Raw genomic sequence first — 15,935 nt, forward strand, 5'->3', positions numbered from 1 at the left:
TGCGCGGACCTCGTCTCGGCCGACCATGACCGCTGATGAGTTCATCCGTGACCACCCCCGACCGGGATGACCCTGCCCACCCGGTGAACATCCCCCTCGTTGCCGGAGGCGCGCTCCTGCTGGCCGCGGCGGCGATCGTTGCCGTCATGATGCTCGCCGGCGGCGATGACGCGACAGGCGATCAGGCCGAGCCCGCTGGACCTGATACCCCGGCAGTCCTTCCTGCCGACCCACTGGCCGAGGACCTGTCGGCCTGGGCAGACGTCGACATCGACCTGTCAGAGGTCGTCATCGAGGCGTCGGGGGTGCCGGTCCTGCGGATCGGTGACGCAGCCGACGACCTAACCCCCGCGGCCTTTGACGACCGCATCGATGACGACGGCACACTGGATGTCGACATCGGAGTCACCACCAGCGCCGTCGAGGATGGCCGGTTCGTCTCCTACTGGTCGCCGCCGTCGGCCATCGACCTGAACGACTCCGTTGACACCACCGACATCGCGACCCGCTATGCCCGAGCGGTCGCCGCAGCCGCAGGCGCCGACGTCGACCCCGTCACCGGCCCGCCGCGCCCGCGACTCACCAACCCCGACGGCGAATCCGTCCAGGTCGGATGGGACCTCGAAGTTGCCTACCGTTTCCTGCTGGATGACGGCCCCGATGCGTGGATCGAGTCGCTCGCCGGGTCGGTCACCATCGCGGGTGACGGCACAGTTGTCGCGTGGGATCTCCCCGTGCTGCCGGTCACGGCCGACACCATCCAGTTCGATCCCATCGGCGGCGACGAAGTCGCAGCGGCGATCAACGACGGGCAGGTGTTGGACGGTTCGTCGGTTCCGCCCTCAGGCACCTTCCGGCCGCGCCACGCGTCGCTGGCCACCGACAACGGCACCGACTGGCGCTGGCGGGTCGCCACCACCGACCAGCCCGGAGCCGAACTCGTCATCGTGGCCGCAAGGGAGTCCTGATGCAGACGCTCCCCCGTCGCGCCACCCGCGGCTTCACCCTCGTCGAGATCGCCGGGGTGCTGGCCATCATCGGTGTGCTCACCACAATCGCCGTCCTCGGAGGACGCCTGTTCACCGAGCGCTCCCGCGAGGGCGCGATGATGTCGGAGCTCGACAACATCTGGGAGGAGTCCCGCAGCCTCGCCAACGCCCAGGAGGTCGGGGTCCGGGCAGCCCTGCAAGCCGTCGTCTCCGCCGCGAACAGGCGGTCGGGGTACACCGTGGAACCAGTTGCGCTCGACCCGTCAGGTGACTACCTACCGATCACCGACCGCTCCGGCACCCATGTTCGAATCACCCTGCCGTCCGTCGACGGCCTGCCATGCGCCGTCATGGCAGTGGCACCCGACCCGACCGTGGAGCAGTCGGCCGTCGGGCCGTGCGACGGGCCGGTCAACGAAGCCATCAGGCGACTCCGCCCCGGAGGATGGTGGCCATTCGACGACACCATCGGCGCCACGACCCTCGCGGCCGAGTTCGGTGGCCCCGCCAACCCCGCCGGCACCCTGGCGCAAGGCCCCGCAGCCGCCGGCGACTACGACGCCGACCTGCCCCCCGGCCCCACTCCAGACGGATTCACCGGCATCAACGTGCCCTCGGCCATCCGCACCGGCGAAGGTGCCCTGGACCTGTCGGCCGCTGCCGTGTCCACCATCGACGACGCCGGCTACACAAACCCAACCGACGGGCTGACGGTGGCCGCGTTCGTCCGCTACCCCTCGGGTGACCCGGGTACCGGTACGGCAATGCAGATCGGTGATGGCACCGACACCCTCGTCACGCTCGGGTTCACCACCGATGTGCCTGTGTGCACCTTGGGCGACCCCTCGGGACCCGACTTCACTCAAGCGGTCCCACGCGACGCGTCCAGCCCCACCGGCAGGACCTGGGACAACCTGCTGGACGAACCCGCCGACTGGCACCTGTTCGCCTGCCGGTACAACCCCGATGACGTCACCGTTTCGGTCGTGATCGACGGAGTCGAAGTCGCCCGGTCCCCGCGGCCCGACCGTTCGGCAACGCTGGAGGAGTTCGCGCCCGCCTGGTGGTCCGGTGGCCAGATCGTCCCACCGTTGCCCGTGACGGTCTACCCGGCAGGTGGGCCCTTGGGCTCGGCCGCCGGTTTCTACGACGAACCCGTCGTTTATGGTGCCGCGTTGGCCGATGGGTCCTTGGCGTCGCTGTACGCGCTCACCCGCATCCCCGACTGCCCCATCGACACCGGTTGCCCCTGAGCATGCGGAAGGCCGCCCCGACGGGCGGCCTTGAACGACAGATCCAGCTGGGGTCAGGCCAACGCGTCAACCGGACGGCCCGGCCGGTTCAGCTTGTCCATCGCCTCGATCGGCACCTCGCCGTCACGGACGAGCTGGCTGACGGCAGCCTCGGCCGTGCGGAGGCGCCGGCGCGCCGCGGGAGACATGCCCCCGAAGTAGCCGAACTCGCTGCCCTCGTCGTACGCAGTGATCAGGCAGTCGACGCGGACGGGGCACAACCGACAGGTCAGCGTCGCGGCTGCCGACAGGCGCGGCCCGCCGAACCCCACCAGTTCACGGGCCACGGCCGGTGAGGTGACGCACTCAGCATCGTTGATCCAGTTGTTGCTGGTTGTCGCTATGACGGAGAGATCGGACATGGTGTGCTCACGGGCTCGGGGGCGTTCCGTCATCCACATTCCGTGCGCCGCTCTCCTACCGGGCGGTCAGCCGGTCCTCCCGTTGCCCCGCAACGTCCCCGGGTCCACTGCGGTGGACACTCGCATCAACGAACCCCGACGCTCGGATGTCCAGCCGCCCACTTCTTCGCGGTGGGCGTCCTCACCCGCCATTGCAGGTCCAACGGCGACACCGTCCACAGGTTGCCGTCCTCGTCCCTGACCATCTGCTTCTGCAGGTCGCTGTACAACTCCTTCAGCAGGTCCAGGGTCCGGTCCTGCTGCGGGGTGTTGAGCCACCGCAGACGGATCTGCTTCACGCGCTTGACCAGTCGGGTGTACTCCAACGGCAACCGCTCGGCGTCGAGGTCAACGTTGGTGCCGAGGAAAGTCATGTCTGCCATCGGGGTGGCCTTCCTAGGTCCGAAGGGAACGGGGGTGTTCGTTATGGTCGTCCGGATCGACACTGCTGTCGCCGGTCAGCAGTCGACGGGCTCAACCGTTCCGGCTGCTGGGGCCTGGTCTCCGTCGAGCAACCATCCGGCGGGGAACGCCACCTCCACGGCGTAGCAGGTTCCCGACGGCCCCTGCGCCGTGAGGGTCGCCACCGCCACATCGTCTCCGGACGGGGCCGTGGCGTGGACGTCGATACCGGCCGGCAGATCCCTGCCCGCCACTCCCGGATCAGTAACGATGCTCTCGGCGGCTTGCACCAGTTCGCTGCGAACGAGCGCGTCGCGGTCGGTGGCCTCGCCGCAGCCAGCGGAAGCCAAGCCCAACAGGACCAGGGCGGCGCACAGGCGACTCATCGGATACGGGCCCATGGTGTGTCGAGGTGTCGCAACACCCCGCGTTCGGCAAGGAGCTCGAGGCAGCGTTCCCTGTTGGGGTCGAGGTCGGCGTCAACAAGACGTTGGGCCGCCTGTTCCATCAAGACGTCGAACATCTTCGCGGTGACTTCTTCCGGGTCGGCGTCGGGATGGTGGGCCGACACCGCTGCCCTGAGCATGCCAAGGCGCTGCCGCAGGTCAGCTTCAACGAGCTCTGCTGCGTCTGCAGGGACCACGTCCGCTGTCATTCCCAGGTAGCCGCTCACAGCGGCAGCCTCGACTCGGGCACAGTTCGTTCCGATCCACTGGGAAGCGCTGAGGAACCGGAGCAGGAGACGTTGTCGCCGACGGTCCGTTCGGTCACCGACGCGCCGTCCAACGGGGAGGTGATGGTCCGGAGAACGCACTCGGAGCCGTTGCCGGCGGCCAGGCCAATGGCCCCGTCGGTGGACATGGCCAGTGAGACGACGCCGGACCGGTCTGACGGTCCAGCGGAAACCTGGGGCCCGTCAGGAAGGTCAAGGTCGGCGGGCCAGTCGGTATACGTCCCGTAGCGGTCTGCGAAGTCGAACTGGGCTGCGGCGACGGAGGAAACCGATTGGTCGGCCAACGTCAGTTCGTTGGATTCGCGGGCCCGGTTGACCGCCACGATCGCGACTGCGGCGAGGATGCCGACGACAACAACGATCGCGGCGAGCTCAACCAGTGTGAACCCGCGCGTTCTATCCGATCGACCCATGCCGTTGATGGTCGACCGGGACCCTTGTCGGGGCAGTCGACGCGGCGGCCGCCCGGGTCAGGCGGCGGCCAACGCCAGACTGCGCGCGAGCTCCATCCAGGCCGCTGCGGTCGTGTCGTCGTGCGGGTGGAAGCCGACCAGGCCGCCTTCCCGGTCAAGCACCATCCATGGCATCCGGCCGTCGGTGTCGATGACGATGAGGTTGTCGTCGAAGTCGACGACACGCAGGACGTCGTCATCAATCCGTGCGTCAGCAACAGGGGTGGTCTGGGTGTACATCGTGTCGGTGCTCCTGATCGGCCGCTTCACCGGTCACCATTGGCGGAGGGCTGCCCGGGTGCGGGTTGCGCATGCGGCCGGTCAGTCCACCCGGTTCGACGGAACCAGGGAGCCCGAGGGTGTGACAGCCGTTCGGAACCGGAGATTTGGTCGCGTTGGCCTTCGCCCACCGCCTCGCGTCGGGACAGCACCCCCGGCGGCACCCACACAACTCGAATCCGGCCCCGACGGTGGGACGGACGGTCTTGAGCCGCCCTATCCCTGCTGGATCGCGGTGGAGAAGTTGCCTTGGCAGGCGGCAACCATGAACTCGTACAGGGGGGCTGCCGGGCTGGAGGGCCCACCAGGGTGGCGTTGCGCGTGCAAGTGGGGGGGCGTGTATCTGGCGTTGCCGGTGTTCCCCGTCGCCCCGAGCACCTGCCCGGCGACCACCCTCTGCCCTGGCACCACACCGGGCGCGACGGCCGACAGGTGGGTGAGGTACCAGTAGATTCCGTCGTCATCGACCATGCGGACGGTGATGCCGCCCAGGCCGGTATCGGTGTAGGTGATCCGGTTGGTGACGCCGTCGCGCGGGGCCAACAGGGGCGTGCCGATGCTGGCGAACATGTCCAGACCCTTGTGGGTCCGTCCTCCCGACCGCGGGAACCCCCAGTCGTTGATGAACCGGACGGGGCCACCGACGGGGCAGACGTACCCGCCGCCTTGCGACAGGCCCGTGCCGATCCCGACCGTGTCGCCGGTCGCGGGGTTGGCGAACGCGAGAGGGTCGGCGTCCAGCGGCGCGGTCAGCAGCGTCTCGGGGACCGGGGGTGCATCGGTGGTCCCGCCGGCGATGTCGAACCACGTGGCGGCTTGATCCAGTGCGTCGGGCACGGCCGCTGCGGCCGCGCTCTGCAACTCCACGGTGGCCACGTACAGGTCGATGTCGAGCTGGGCGGCCCGCTGCTCGTAGTGGTCGGCGACCAACGGTTCGGTGACGTCGGCGGTGCCGGGCAGCAGGCTGTCGAGCGCTGCGATGCGGCTCATGGCGTGACGGTGGTCCAACGTCAACGCCTGCGACCGCTCGAGCAGTTCGGCAACGGTCAGGTCGCTGCCTGACGGCCCGAGGCCGGATGCCCCACCGTCGGTGTGGTCGTCGTCCGCGGTCGCCGGCAACCCGGCGAACACGACGACCAGGGCGATGGCTGCGATGGCGAGGGTTCGGGTCATCTGGGGCTCACAGGTTCGCGATGGTCAAGGCCTGTGCGACGACGGGCATGGCGAGGACCGGCCCGACCGTCCAGGCCGGAACGGCGGGAAGTGCGACGCCGAGCATTGACTGCCCGGTGGCGCGGGTCGTCCACCAGGCGGTGCCGATGAACGTCACCCCCCAGACGGCCATCACCAGCGCGGTGGCCAGGCCAACGCCGAGCAGGCCGGTGCCGGTGGTCGCAAGCGCCAAGGGGACCCCGGCGAGCAACGGCATGACGAGGGTGTCGCCGAGTCCGTGACCTTCCACCCCCCGGCGGTTGCGGATCACGGCTCCGCCCGCCTCGTGGACGCCGATGATGAGCGCGACGGCACCGATGGCCGCAGGGTTGACCGCTGCGGCGTTGGAGGCGACGAGGGCGCCCACAGCGACGACTGTGACGGCCGCCCAGATCTTGGCGATCCCGGTGTCGACCCACGCGGTCGCCCAGTCGATGACCGCCAGCAGGAGGCCGCCGGCGACGAACGGGATGAGTGCGGCGGCGGCGGCCACCCCGGCCTGTGTCGCGATGACACCGGTCAGGCCGGCGGCGACGACGGCACCGGCGGTGATGGCACCGGCGGGCGGGTTCCAGGCTGCGCGGACCAGCGGCCGTTCGAACCGTTCCTGCGGGTCATCGGCGGTGTTGGCCACGACCGTTTCGATCCGTCCGGTGAGTTGCCGGCCGGTGTGGGCGGCGAGCAGGCAGTCCAGCGCGAGGGAGTCGCGCGGGTCACCGGACACAGCCACGGCACGCAACTCGGCAACGTCGGCGGCGTGGGTGTCGGCGTCGGCCGCCTCTGCGACGCCGGCAGGGAACTCACTCGGGACCCCGGCTCCTCCGTTGACGGCACGGTGCAGGTCGCGGTGCTCGGGGAGGCTGAACACGTCGCCGTCGACGCTGATTGCGTCGTTTCCGGCTAGGTCAGCGCAGGCGATGTAGGCGGCGAGGTAGCGGGCTTCAGCGGTGGTGTTGGTGTCCACCGGCACGTGGGGCAGGCGTCGTCCGGCGTACCGCACGGCGGTAGCGCCGCTCATGGCGGCAAGGAGAACGGCAAGAAGGGCAGCGGTCACTTGTCAGATGGTCGGCCGCGGCCTGCCCGGGTGCCTCAGGCTGCGGCCTTCTTGGCGGCCCTGGCGGCTTCGCGCTGCGCCTTGGCGACCTTCCAGTGGGCGTTGCACAGCCCGCCCTTGGCCCACTTGCCGGTGCAGCCGTCCTTGGTGCAGTCGGCACGCTCCGACTCGATTCCCGTTGGGGTACCCGTGCGGTACCAGCGGGAGTGGTGCCGCTTGCACCATCCCATCGCCGAGTGTTCCTCGCCGCACTTGACGCCGTCCTCGATCACCGAGCAGCCCTTGTCGTCGGTCTTGACGACGGTGCGCTTCTTCCGCTTGGCCTTGGTCGCGGGACGACGGCTGCGGCGACGCTTGGGGGGCTCAGGGATGTCCACCGGCTGGATGGCTTCGACGGCTGCGGCAACGGCGGCCGCGTCGGTGCCTGCGGCACGTGCGGTCTGGGCACTGGCCTGCTTGGCCTGCAGCGCCGCAGCGAACGCGGCCTCCATGATCGCGACGGGTTCGAACACCAGCCGGGCGCGGCCGTGCCGGTAGGCGGTCTCCTCACCGGCCGCCCACTCCTCGAGCCTCTCGATGATGTCGACGAGCGTGTCGGCGGCGTCCTCGCACGCGGACGCGGCGATCCGGGCGATGTTGGCGGTGTTGGCGGCGTCAGCGGCGTCCTTGCGGGCGACGTCGGCGGCGTCCCCGGTGGCGGTCGCGGCGGCGGCGCGGGCACGTTCGGCGCGTGCCTGCTGCTCGGCGTGGATGCCGCGGACCTCGTCGGCCATGTCGCGAACGCGCTGGTATGCGCCGGTGGCCGCCTTGGTCGCGGGGGCGTACAGCGCGTCGGTCGGTGGGATCTTGCCGGTCATCACCATCTTGACGGTCATCGCGATCCACTTGACCTCCTCGGAGGAGATCTTCATGCGGTCGGCGACCTTGTCGATGCGCTGCTGCGGGGTGCCGGACTCCGGCGGTCCGCCGTGGCCCAGGAGCCACCGGGCGACGTAGGCCTGGCGCTCCGACAGTCGCGCCGACTTGGCGTCAGCCAGGATGGGGGTGCCGTCGGTGAGGTGGCTGGGGTCCGCCAGGGCCCCTTCGATCTCGCGGCGCAGAACGGGGTGTCGCATGATGCTCAGGGCTCGATTCCTCTGTCCTCCGGCCCAGGTGCGGGACCGGTCGTAGGTCTGTCCGATCGTTGAGAGGTCCTGCGGCTCGTAGCCGCCGAGTCCGTGGTTGCGCTGGAGGATGTCGCGCAGTTCGGGGTCCAGGACCTTGGTCATGATCTCGTCGACCTTGGCGAGGGTGTCGAGGTACTCGACGACCTCCACCGGACCGGCTGCGGTGTCGGCGGTCAGGTCGAGGTACTCGTCGCCGTCGTCGCCGCCGGCGGTGGCGTTGAGGCTGACGGTGCTGGTCGGCATCAGGACCTGTGCCACGGCCTGCTTGTTGACAAGGATCGGCTTGGGTCGCCGGGCGAGGCGGTCGACGACGAGTCCGTGGAGGGTTTCGTCGTGGGGGTGCAGACCCGTTTCGTTCTCCACCCGCTCAGCGGTCTTGAGGATCGCCCGCTTGGCCTTGAACGCGGCACGGGTCAGGTGGGGGTGCTCGTTGCTCCACACCTCGTCGCGGACCTGGTCAAGCATCCGGAAGTGCGCGTGGGATGACAGGGGGGCCTGGTTGGGGTCGTAGCTGTCGAGGGCGATCATCATCCCGAGCCGGGCGGCCTGCAGCAGGTCGTCCCATTCGGTCGTGGCACCGTGCCGCCAGACACGCGCCCGCTTGTTGGCCAACGGGCCGGCCCCCAACGCGAAGATCGAGGTGACCGCCTCGTTCAGTTCGATGTCGGCGAAGCGGGTGCGCTGCTGCTCGGGGGTGGCGTCCACGGCGGCGCGGACGGCGAGCCACCAGCGGGCGGAGGCCCGCAGCAACGCGTGGTCGGTCACGCTGGTCAGGCACGACACGACGGCGTGTCGGCGCAGCCGCTGCCGGTCAGACGCGCTGATGGTGTCACCGATGATGAGCGCGGCGTACTCGTCGATGGCGGCCCCGGCGCGTAGGCCCACGGTGGTGACGTCGAAGCGGTCACCCCGGAGGTGCCCGTTGATTCCGTCGAGGTCACCGAGGTCGGCGTCGGCGGGGTCGCTGATCCGGTCGTTGCCGATGACGGTGTCGGCGATGCGGCGGATCTCCGGCGAGGTGTCGGCCTTGGCCGATGCCCGCTCGATCGCGGCGACAGCGAGCGCGTCGCCAACAACTTGCTGCGTCCAGTCTTGGATGTCGTCGTTCTTCATGCGCCTTCAGCCCTGTCGGTCCGGTTCCCGTGCGGTGTCCCGCAGGCGGTCGTGTGTCCGACTGGGTCATTCCGAGGGATTGGCCGAAAGGGCTGCCTTGAGGCGCTTACGTGACCAGTTGACGCCGTCACCCGACCGGTCCCAACGAAATGCAAAAACCGCCTATGACCTGCGCTTTTGGTGCCCACTCCGTGTCCCGTGAAGAAAACTGGAGAAGGTGTAACCTGACCCGACATTTCAGCTGGGGCTGCTCGCTTCCCCGTGTGGCCGTCAGTCTCCGAAGGGGCCGCCGGCGATGACGTCGGTAGCCTCACAGGCACCGAAATCGACATCCCCTGGCCGCCGCCCAGTCGGGTCCACCTCAAGGGCCGCGCAGGACCCGAACCGCAGCAGCACCACCCTGCCGTCCCCCAACGACGGGGCGTCCCGCACAACGACCAGACGGAACCGCTGCTCCTCCTCCACCGCCAGCGCCAGTTCCTGCTCCGGGATCGTGATCGTGTCCGCGACCACGGTCAGCAGGTGCTCTGCGGGGTTGCCGGACTGCGACTGCCGGGCTCGCGCCCGCGCTTCCAAGTCGATGGCACGCAACGTCGTGTCCACGTAGTTGTCACGCGCAGCGTCCGCCGGTTCGCGCAACAGCCCGTATGACACCGACGTCAGAATCCCCACCACGACCAGGACCACCGCAAGTTGAACGATCTCCACACCTCTGGTGCGGCGCCGGCGTGCAAGTCGGGTCAGGTTCATGGGGGTGATGGTCGACCGGTCATGCACGGCGGACCGTGCCAAGGGATAGGGGTTGGACGGGTGCCGGATCGGACTGACGAGGCTTGGACACACACGCCGGGGTCGGACGACCGCGCCGACCCGGCACCGCCACCGTTCACGGTGGTCCGCCCGATACGCTGCGTCACCCCGGGCCCGGGGCCGCCGCGTCGATCCGGTCCGCAGCCCGACCCGCCGACGCACCCTGCCCAGCGGACGAGCCGAACCAGGGATACCCGCACCCGCCCGATGGCCACCCGCCCCCGCCGCATGGCCGCACATCTTCGTCGCAGCAGTCATACCCGGTCCGTCCACCCCAGGGGGCCAACACCGTTGCGGCCACCAGCCAGACGGCGGGAAGCACCGACTACAAGCAGGGGAGGATCACTGGGGCAGGGCACCGTCGGGGATGGCAGCCGTCCCACCGATCACGAGAACATGGTTCGTGCCGAGCTCGTCGATCACCGACCAGTCCGTCGACTCGTCCGGCATCGCGTACAGCAACGGCAGTCCCTCACGCGCCGCATAGGCGGCACCGGTGAGGCTGTCGGGCCACGACGCGCCCGAGGCGATGACCGCGCGCGACGCCGACCGGTAGACGTCCACGGCATGCCGGTGCGACGTCCTGTCTGGGTCGGCCTCGGAGTCGCCGGGCACGTTGACCTGCAGCACCCCTTCGGTGAGCAGCTGGTTGGCCAACCCCTCGCTGGACCGTGCCGACCCGTACACGTAGGCACGGCTGATGTCGGCCTCCCGCAAGTGGTTGATTGCCTCGTTGGGCAGACCGGTGGGGCCGACGAGGAGCACGGGACCGCGACGAGACGACCCCGCGAGCATCCCGGAGAACACCTCGCCGCCATCAACGACGACGACCGATCCGGTCCGCGGCGCCCATGCTGCCGCAGCCGCTGCGGTCGTGGTCCGTTCGGGACCGGCCAGCCGGACCACCTGGGCACCGGGGGCGTAGGAGGCAAGTTCGGCCTCGACGGACGGGGAGATTGCTGCGGTCCCGCCCATCAGCACCAGCCGTTCCGGCCGGGTGTTGACCAGGACGTCACGCGTTTCCGCCGGCACCCGGAGACGCTCAACGAGCAGGAGGGCCCCGTCATCCAACGTCACGGGTGCGGCGGACACGGCGTCCGGCCAGTTCTCCCCCGACGCGATCACGTAGGTGCCGACCACCACGTCAGCGTTCGCCGCCGCGGTCGCAAAGCGGTTCGCCCCGGCCCGCCTGGTCATCGTCAGCCACTCCGATGGCGATGGGGACGGCGACGGAGTCGGGGTCGGCGTCGGCGTCGGGGTCGGCGTCGGCGTCGGGGTCGGCGTCGGAGATGGTGCCGGGTCCGGATACTCACCGGTCGTGGTCGCACACGAGGCACCCTCAGCGGGATCGTCATGCACCACCGGTTCGGCCGGCGGCACGCCCCCCTCCCCCAGACCGTCCTCCGACACCCAACCGAACCACTCCACCACCACGAACTCGCCCTCGTGGCACGCCACGCCCACCCCCATCGCCCGCCGCGGATCGTCCAGGATCACCGAACGGTGGCCGTCCGACCCCATCCACCACTCATGCGGCCGACCAGCAGTGAAGTCATCCGGGCTGTCGAACGGCCCGTACCCGTAATAGAACGCGTGCACCGCCTCGCTGATCGAGTCGTACCCGTACCCGGGCGCACCCGCTTGTGGTGAGTGGTAAATCTCCCACGGCCCAGTCGTCTCCGCCAGGTGTTCAGCCCACTCCTGCGCACCCTCAGCCAACCCGTCGTCCCACGCCACGGTGGCGATGCCACGCTCGGCCCGTTCATCGTTGGCGAACCGAAACAGGTCGGCAGCCACCGCCCGCTCATTCGGACCCGCAGACGACTCGGCACTGGTGGGTGCGGCGAACGCCGAGACAACAACGAGGGCCAGGACGAACAGTGAGTGCTTCATGCCCCTTCACAGTCGACCACCACCGGCAACACGCCACCCCCGTCCTGCACCCCGCCGCACCCGGGGCCGATCCCGCCCGTGACCACCAGGCCCACCAGACCGTCACCGGTCCGGGTAGTCGCGGACCACCTCGCCAAGGATCGTGTTGTGCCAACCCGGCGGCACCCCATCGGCGATCTCCTGCGCCAACCCCACCAGCAAGTCCGGGGTCGCACCGCCGGTGGTGACGTCGATGACCAGTGACCGGTCCACATCGTCCCAGACCAGCTGGATCGTCCACGTCCCCCCGTACGGCTGCGGGTACACCATCGCCCAGCCATCCGCCACCGGGACCACCGACCCACCATCCGGGGCGACCGGCTTCGCCCCGTCAGCCGGCCCGTACGGAGCGAGCAGCGCCGTGACCGACCCATCCGGCCCCGACCAATCACATGAGTCCATCGCCCCCGGCACCGCCGACAGATCCGACAGGTTCGGGCCGGCCAGCAGCCGCGGAGACCCCACCAGCCGGTCAAGCACCGGGCCGGGCAGGTCCAAGCACAACCCCGCCGGCACCGTCAACAGGCCATCCATCGACGAAGTGCCGGTCAGATCGGCCACCACAAGCGCACCCAACCCGGTTGCCCCCTCCCCCACAACCAACCCCTCGTCACCATCAACCCGGGCCACACCCTCACCGGCCGCCCCACCAGCGGCAGCGCCGGTCTCGGGCCACCCAGCCCCCAGATCGGTTGGCACCTCCTCGTGCACCCACCGGGCCACGTGCAGGTCCACCCCGACGACCACCGGCCCTTCCTCACCAGCGACCATCCGCACCGTCGACGCTGGCAACCCCCGCAACGACGACCCAACATCGGCCCGCAACGACCCCGGCACCACCGGATGCAACGTCACCTCCGACCAGCCCACACCCTCCACCGGATCAGCGATCGTGAACGTCCACGCCCGATGCGGAACACGCGCCCCTTCCAACAACGCCGTCAGCGTGTCGGTCACCGCCAGCCAGGACACCTCCCCGGGGTCCAACGGCCCCCCATCAGGCAGCACCGGCCCCCCAGGCACCACCACCGGTCCGGCCGCCGGATCACCCAACAACCGGCCATCAGCAACAGCCCAGTCCAATCGCCACCACCCACCGAACCGGCCATCGGACTCAAGTACCGCGCCGCCCGATGCCAACCCCCCATCAGTACGGAACCCCGTCGGCGGCACCGGGAGGCTGCGCGGCCACTGACCATCCAACGCCTGGGCGACAAGCACCGCGGGCGCCCCAGTCGCCTCGGCCCACCGGCCCCACTGGCCCACGTTCACCACCGGCCACGACCGCGCCGCCCAGCCGTCCACCTCATCGACCGGCACCACCCGGTCCGGCGGAAGCACCCGCACCGGATCGTCCAACCCGACCACGGCAACGGCCGGGTCGACGGGGACCGCACGAACCGCTGGCGGCAGATCATCGGCCGCCAACGGACCATCCCAGTGCGGCCACTCCCGACCAGCCACCCCTGAGGACGGACCAACCAACGCCCACACCAGCACCGCCACCACAACGACGGCCATCACAACAACGACACGGACACGGGAACCAATCAGCGCAGTCACCCCCACTACGGTCGACCACACGCCCCCGGACGCCCACCAACAAGCCGCAGTGTCGTCGTGCGACCCCTTCTCCTCACCGACCGGGGACGCCGGCCGCGAGGGCCAACAGGACATCCTCCACCACGTCCGGGTCGTCCACGGCGTGCCGCCAGATGGCGCGCGCATCGGTCATCCCGTCGACGAGCACCAGGACACGGACGGCATCCCCCCGCGAATGCATCGTGGCGAGCAGATCCCGCGGGTCGTGGCAGGACAACAACTGGGCGACGTCCTACACATGGCGTTCCGGGTACTCCTGGACGCCGATCTCGGTATTGCGCCCGCCACTTGGCGATGACCGCACCACCGGGGAAGGGCAACGGGACCCGTGCACGGACCCCGTCGTAGCCCACCGGAACACGTCGCGCGTCCCCCAGCAACGCGCGCCGTCGGGCACCGCCACCGTCGATCCGACCCAAGGGTCGTGAGGTCGGCACCCGAGACGTCGGGGGCGAGCAAGTCCACCCTGAGCACCGCGCCTCCGGTACCGGCCGGCCGGTCGGTGAACCGGTTGAGCCGACCGTCGGTCACGCTGGGGTCGGGCCCCAGACCGAACCGATCCACAACCGTCTCGGCCATCCGCCACGGACCCCACGCCCGACGCGGATGTCAACCAGCACGTCCGCGTCAGTCGTCTGACGCTTCGGTACCACACCCGCAGCATGGACCAGCGCCCGCACCATCAGCCCGCCGACAAGGACCCATGGGGGCAGCTCGTCCGTCGGGACCAAGGCCAGGTCGAGAACGAACTTCCACGCACGGTGATCGTGATCCCTCCACCGCAGGGATCACGATCGCGGCTACCGGGCCGAGCAGGGCGACCCTGCCGGATACGAATCGTCGTCGCACCCGAGCCGACATGCCAGACCCGACCGGCCCCACCGCTCAGGATCCCAGGGGCGCCTCCTCCCCCGGCATCCCAGCCCGCAAGTCAACTCCCGGATTACAGACCGTCCCGATGACCAGCAGCGCCGACAACCCCAAGCCCGGCCCACACCAGACGACACCAACAGCAAACCGGACTGGTCAGCACTCCTGGGTGAACATCGAGTCCATCACCTCAGCAATCACCGTGTAATCGCCCACGATCGTGACCGGCAGGCAGTAGGCCGCAGTGCCGGCAGTGGAGGCAGGAACGTGCTCGCCACGGATCATTACCAGCGCGGCGTCACGGGAGGCCTGGCGGGCAGCCGCCGCCAGACCCCACGCCCACCCGTCGGCCATGTCACCATCAATGACAAACAGCTCCGCCACCCCACCGGTCTCGAGCCCCCACAGGGACTCCGCGACCGCCAACGCAGTCTCGTCACGGGTCGCACCAGCAACCCGGTCATGGGCACCCAGCTGGTCGGCCGCCTGCTGAGACACCGCAGCAGTCCCACCCAACACCGTCGGCAGACCGCCCGACGAGACGACGAAGTCGACGACCGCGTCCGGGACCCGGTCGGTCGGGGTCAACACGACCGGTTGGCCGGTCGCCGCCGCACGAGAGGCGACCGCGATCGAGTCGGCCCAGTCATCGGCACGCGCCACCAGTACACGGTCGGGTGGCCCGTACAGCTCCACGGCATGACGGGCGATCGCCAGGGCGGTCTCCACCCGACCGGACCCGGCCAGCCGGACCGGGACCAGACCAAGGTCGGCCACCGCCTGCTCGACTGCTGGCGACAGGGCCGCCTCACCACCGAGCAGGTAGACGGTCGCACCGGCCGGGAACCAGTCGGTCAGGAACTCAGCGGTCACCGCATCCAGCTGGTCGGTGCCGGTGAACAACACCGGCCCATCACCGGCCAGTGGCGACCCTGCCAACGAGTCAGCGAACACGTCGTCACGCGACAGCACCGCATGGGCAGCGGAGTGCAGCGACGGCCACGTCATCTTCGCCAACCCAACAGCAGCAGCCGCCGGATCAGCCTCGAGCACTCGGAAAGGCGGACGCCGCTGGGGCTCCGGTTCCGGCTCCGGATCGGGGCCGGGGGTGGCTCCGGCCTCGGTCTCACGGACCACGTAGGCGACGTAGACCCGGTCCTGGAAGTCCGGGTGGACGGGGCTTGGGGTGACGACGACCGCGCCGACGCCATGGCTGTCCAAGCCATCCTCGGCGTAGGGCACGCCGGTGCTGGCCGTGGCGTCATAGACGGCGTCCCGGAACCCCTGCTGACCATCGGCCCGGTTGAAGTCGCGGTGGAAAAGGCCGCCGTAGGCGTTGGCGGCATCGGGCACCTCGGTGACGTCGACCGGGTCGGGGGCGCCGTTGGCGGCCCGTTCCGCCCAGACCTCCGCGACCGCGCGGAGATCCTCGTGCCCGCCGGTCAACGGGCCGCGTGACAGTCCCTCTCGCGCCGCCGACATGCCGTTCTCGGCGTCGGTGTAGGCGGCTGCGTAGTCGTAGGGGCCCTCGACGATCTCTTGGGCGTGTGCGGGCGCGGCGAGGCTGGCGACGGCGATGAGCAGGGCCATCAGGGTGGCCGTGAGGGTGGTGGTGCGGGTCATGTGGG

General features: G+C 69.8%; 16 protein-coding genes. 2 read left to right on the plus strand and 14 right to left on the minus strand.

Features of this window, described 5'->3' with window-relative positions:
• The first annotated feature begins 35 nt into the window (after positions 1 to 35).
• Both DVS28_RS27200 and DVS28_RS27205 read left to right on the plus strand, forming a co-directional pair.
• Positions 36 to 968 carry a hypothetical protein gene (locus tag DVS28_RS27200; protein ID WP_164711173.1) on the plus strand — a complete coding sequence of 311 codons (933 nt, stop codon included), beginning with the start codon at positions 36 to 38 and terminating at the stop codon, positions 966 to 968.
• Complete coding sequence (locus tag DVS28_RS27205) at positions 968 to 2,242, plus strand: type IV pilin protein (RefSeq protein ID WP_114594772.1); 1,275 nt, start codon at positions 968 to 970, stop codon at positions 2,240 to 2,242. Before DVS28_RS27200 ends, DVS28_RS27205 begins: the two co-directional genes overlap by 1 nt.
• A 53-nt stretch (positions 2,243 to 2,295) precedes the next feature.
• Here DVS28_RS27205 and DVS28_RS27210 read toward each other — a convergent pair whose 3' ends face one another.
• From DVS28_RS27210 to DVS28_RS27270, 14 genes are all read right to left on the minus strand, one after another.
• Entirely contained in the window at positions 2,296 to 2,643 is a 348-nt protein-coding gene (locus DVS28_RS27210; protein WP_164711174.1) for a WhiB family transcriptional regulator, read from the minus strand.
• Positions 2,644 to 2,768: 125 nt separating this feature from the next.
• A complete protein-coding gene (locus tag DVS28_RS27215; protein WP_164711175.1) occupies positions 2,769 to 3,065 on the minus strand; it encodes a hypothetical protein in 297 nt (98 codons plus the stop codon).
• Between the two features lie 75 nt (positions 3,066 to 3,140).
• Positions 3,141 to 3,485 carry a hypothetical protein gene (locus tag DVS28_RS27220; protein ID WP_216826629.1) on the minus strand — a complete coding sequence of 115 codons (345 nt, stop codon included), beginning with the start codon at positions 3,483 to 3,485 and terminating at the stop codon, positions 3,141 to 3,143.
• The gene (locus DVS28_RS27225; protein ID WP_114594776.1) at positions 3,467 to 3,757 is read right to left on the minus strand and encodes a hypothetical protein; all 291 of its coding nucleotides are present in this window, start codon (positions 3,755 to 3,757) and stop codon (positions 3,467 to 3,469) included. Before DVS28_RS27225 ends, DVS28_RS27220 begins: the two co-directional genes overlap by 19 nt.
• The gene (locus DVS28_RS27230; RefSeq protein WP_114594777.1) at positions 3,754 to 4,230 is read right to left on the minus strand and encodes a type IV pilin protein; all 477 of its coding nucleotides are present in this window, start codon (positions 4,228 to 4,230) and stop codon (positions 3,754 to 3,756) included. The genes DVS28_RS27225 and DVS28_RS27230 overlap by 4 nt, the downstream gene beginning before the upstream one ends.
• 57 nt (positions 4,231 to 4,287) lie before the next feature.
• Entirely contained in the window at positions 4,288 to 4,509 is a 222-nt protein-coding gene (locus DVS28_RS27235) for a hypothetical protein (RefSeq protein WP_114594778.1), read from the minus strand.
• Between the two features lie 255 nt (positions 4,510 to 4,764).
• Positions 4,765 to 5,721 carry a M23 family metallopeptidase gene (locus tag DVS28_RS27240; RefSeq protein ID WP_114594779.1) on the minus strand — a complete coding sequence of 319 codons (957 nt, stop codon included), beginning with the start codon at positions 5,719 to 5,721 and terminating at the stop codon, positions 4,765 to 4,767.
• Between the two features lie 7 nt (positions 5,722 to 5,728).
• Entirely contained in the window at positions 5,729 to 6,814 is a 1,086-nt protein-coding gene (locus DVS28_RS27245) for a hypothetical protein (RefSeq protein WP_164711177.1), read from the minus strand.
• A gap of 35 nt (positions 6,815 to 6,849) precedes the next feature.
• Complete coding sequence (locus DVS28_RS27250) at positions 6,850 to 9,093, minus strand: sigma-70 family RNA polymerase sigma factor (protein WP_114594781.1); 2,244 nt, start codon at positions 9,091 to 9,093, stop codon at positions 6,850 to 6,852.
• A gap of 270 nt (positions 9,094 to 9,363) precedes the next feature.
• Positions 9,364 to 9,843, minus strand: a complete 480-nt coding sequence (locus tag DVS28_RS27255) for a hypothetical protein (RefSeq protein ID WP_164711178.1) — start codon at positions 9,841 to 9,843, stop codon at positions 9,364 to 9,366.
• Positions 9,844 to 10,245: 402 nt separating this feature from the next.
• Positions 10,246 to 11,796, minus strand: a complete 1,551-nt coding sequence (locus DVS28_RS27260) for a cell wall-binding repeat-containing protein (protein ID WP_114594783.1) — start codon at positions 11,794 to 11,796, stop codon at positions 10,246 to 10,248.
• Between the two features lie 102 nt (positions 11,797 to 11,898).
• Positions 11,899 to 12,792 (minus strand): hypothetical protein, encoded by an 894-nt coding sequence (locus tag DVS28_RS28960; RefSeq protein WP_164711179.1) that lies wholly within the window; start codon positions 12,790 to 12,792, stop codon positions 11,899 to 11,901.
• Between the two features lie 679 nt (positions 12,793 to 13,471).
• Entirely contained in the window at positions 13,472 to 13,618 is a 147-nt protein-coding gene (locus tag DVS28_RS28965; RefSeq protein WP_164711180.1) for a hypothetical protein, read from the minus strand.
• 845 nt (positions 13,619 to 14,463) lie between these two features.
• Complete coding sequence (locus DVS28_RS27270; RefSeq protein WP_114594785.1) at positions 14,464 to 15,930, minus strand: cell wall-binding repeat-containing protein; 1,467 nt, start codon at positions 15,928 to 15,930, stop codon at positions 14,464 to 14,466.
• Between the last annotated feature and the right edge of the window lie 5 nt (positions 15,931 to 15,935).

The organism is Euzebya pacifica (assembly GCF_003344865.1).
In the GTDB taxonomy this organism is placed as follows: Bacteria; Actinomycetota; Nitriliruptoria; order Euzebyales; family Euzebyaceae; genus Euzebya; species Euzebya pacifica.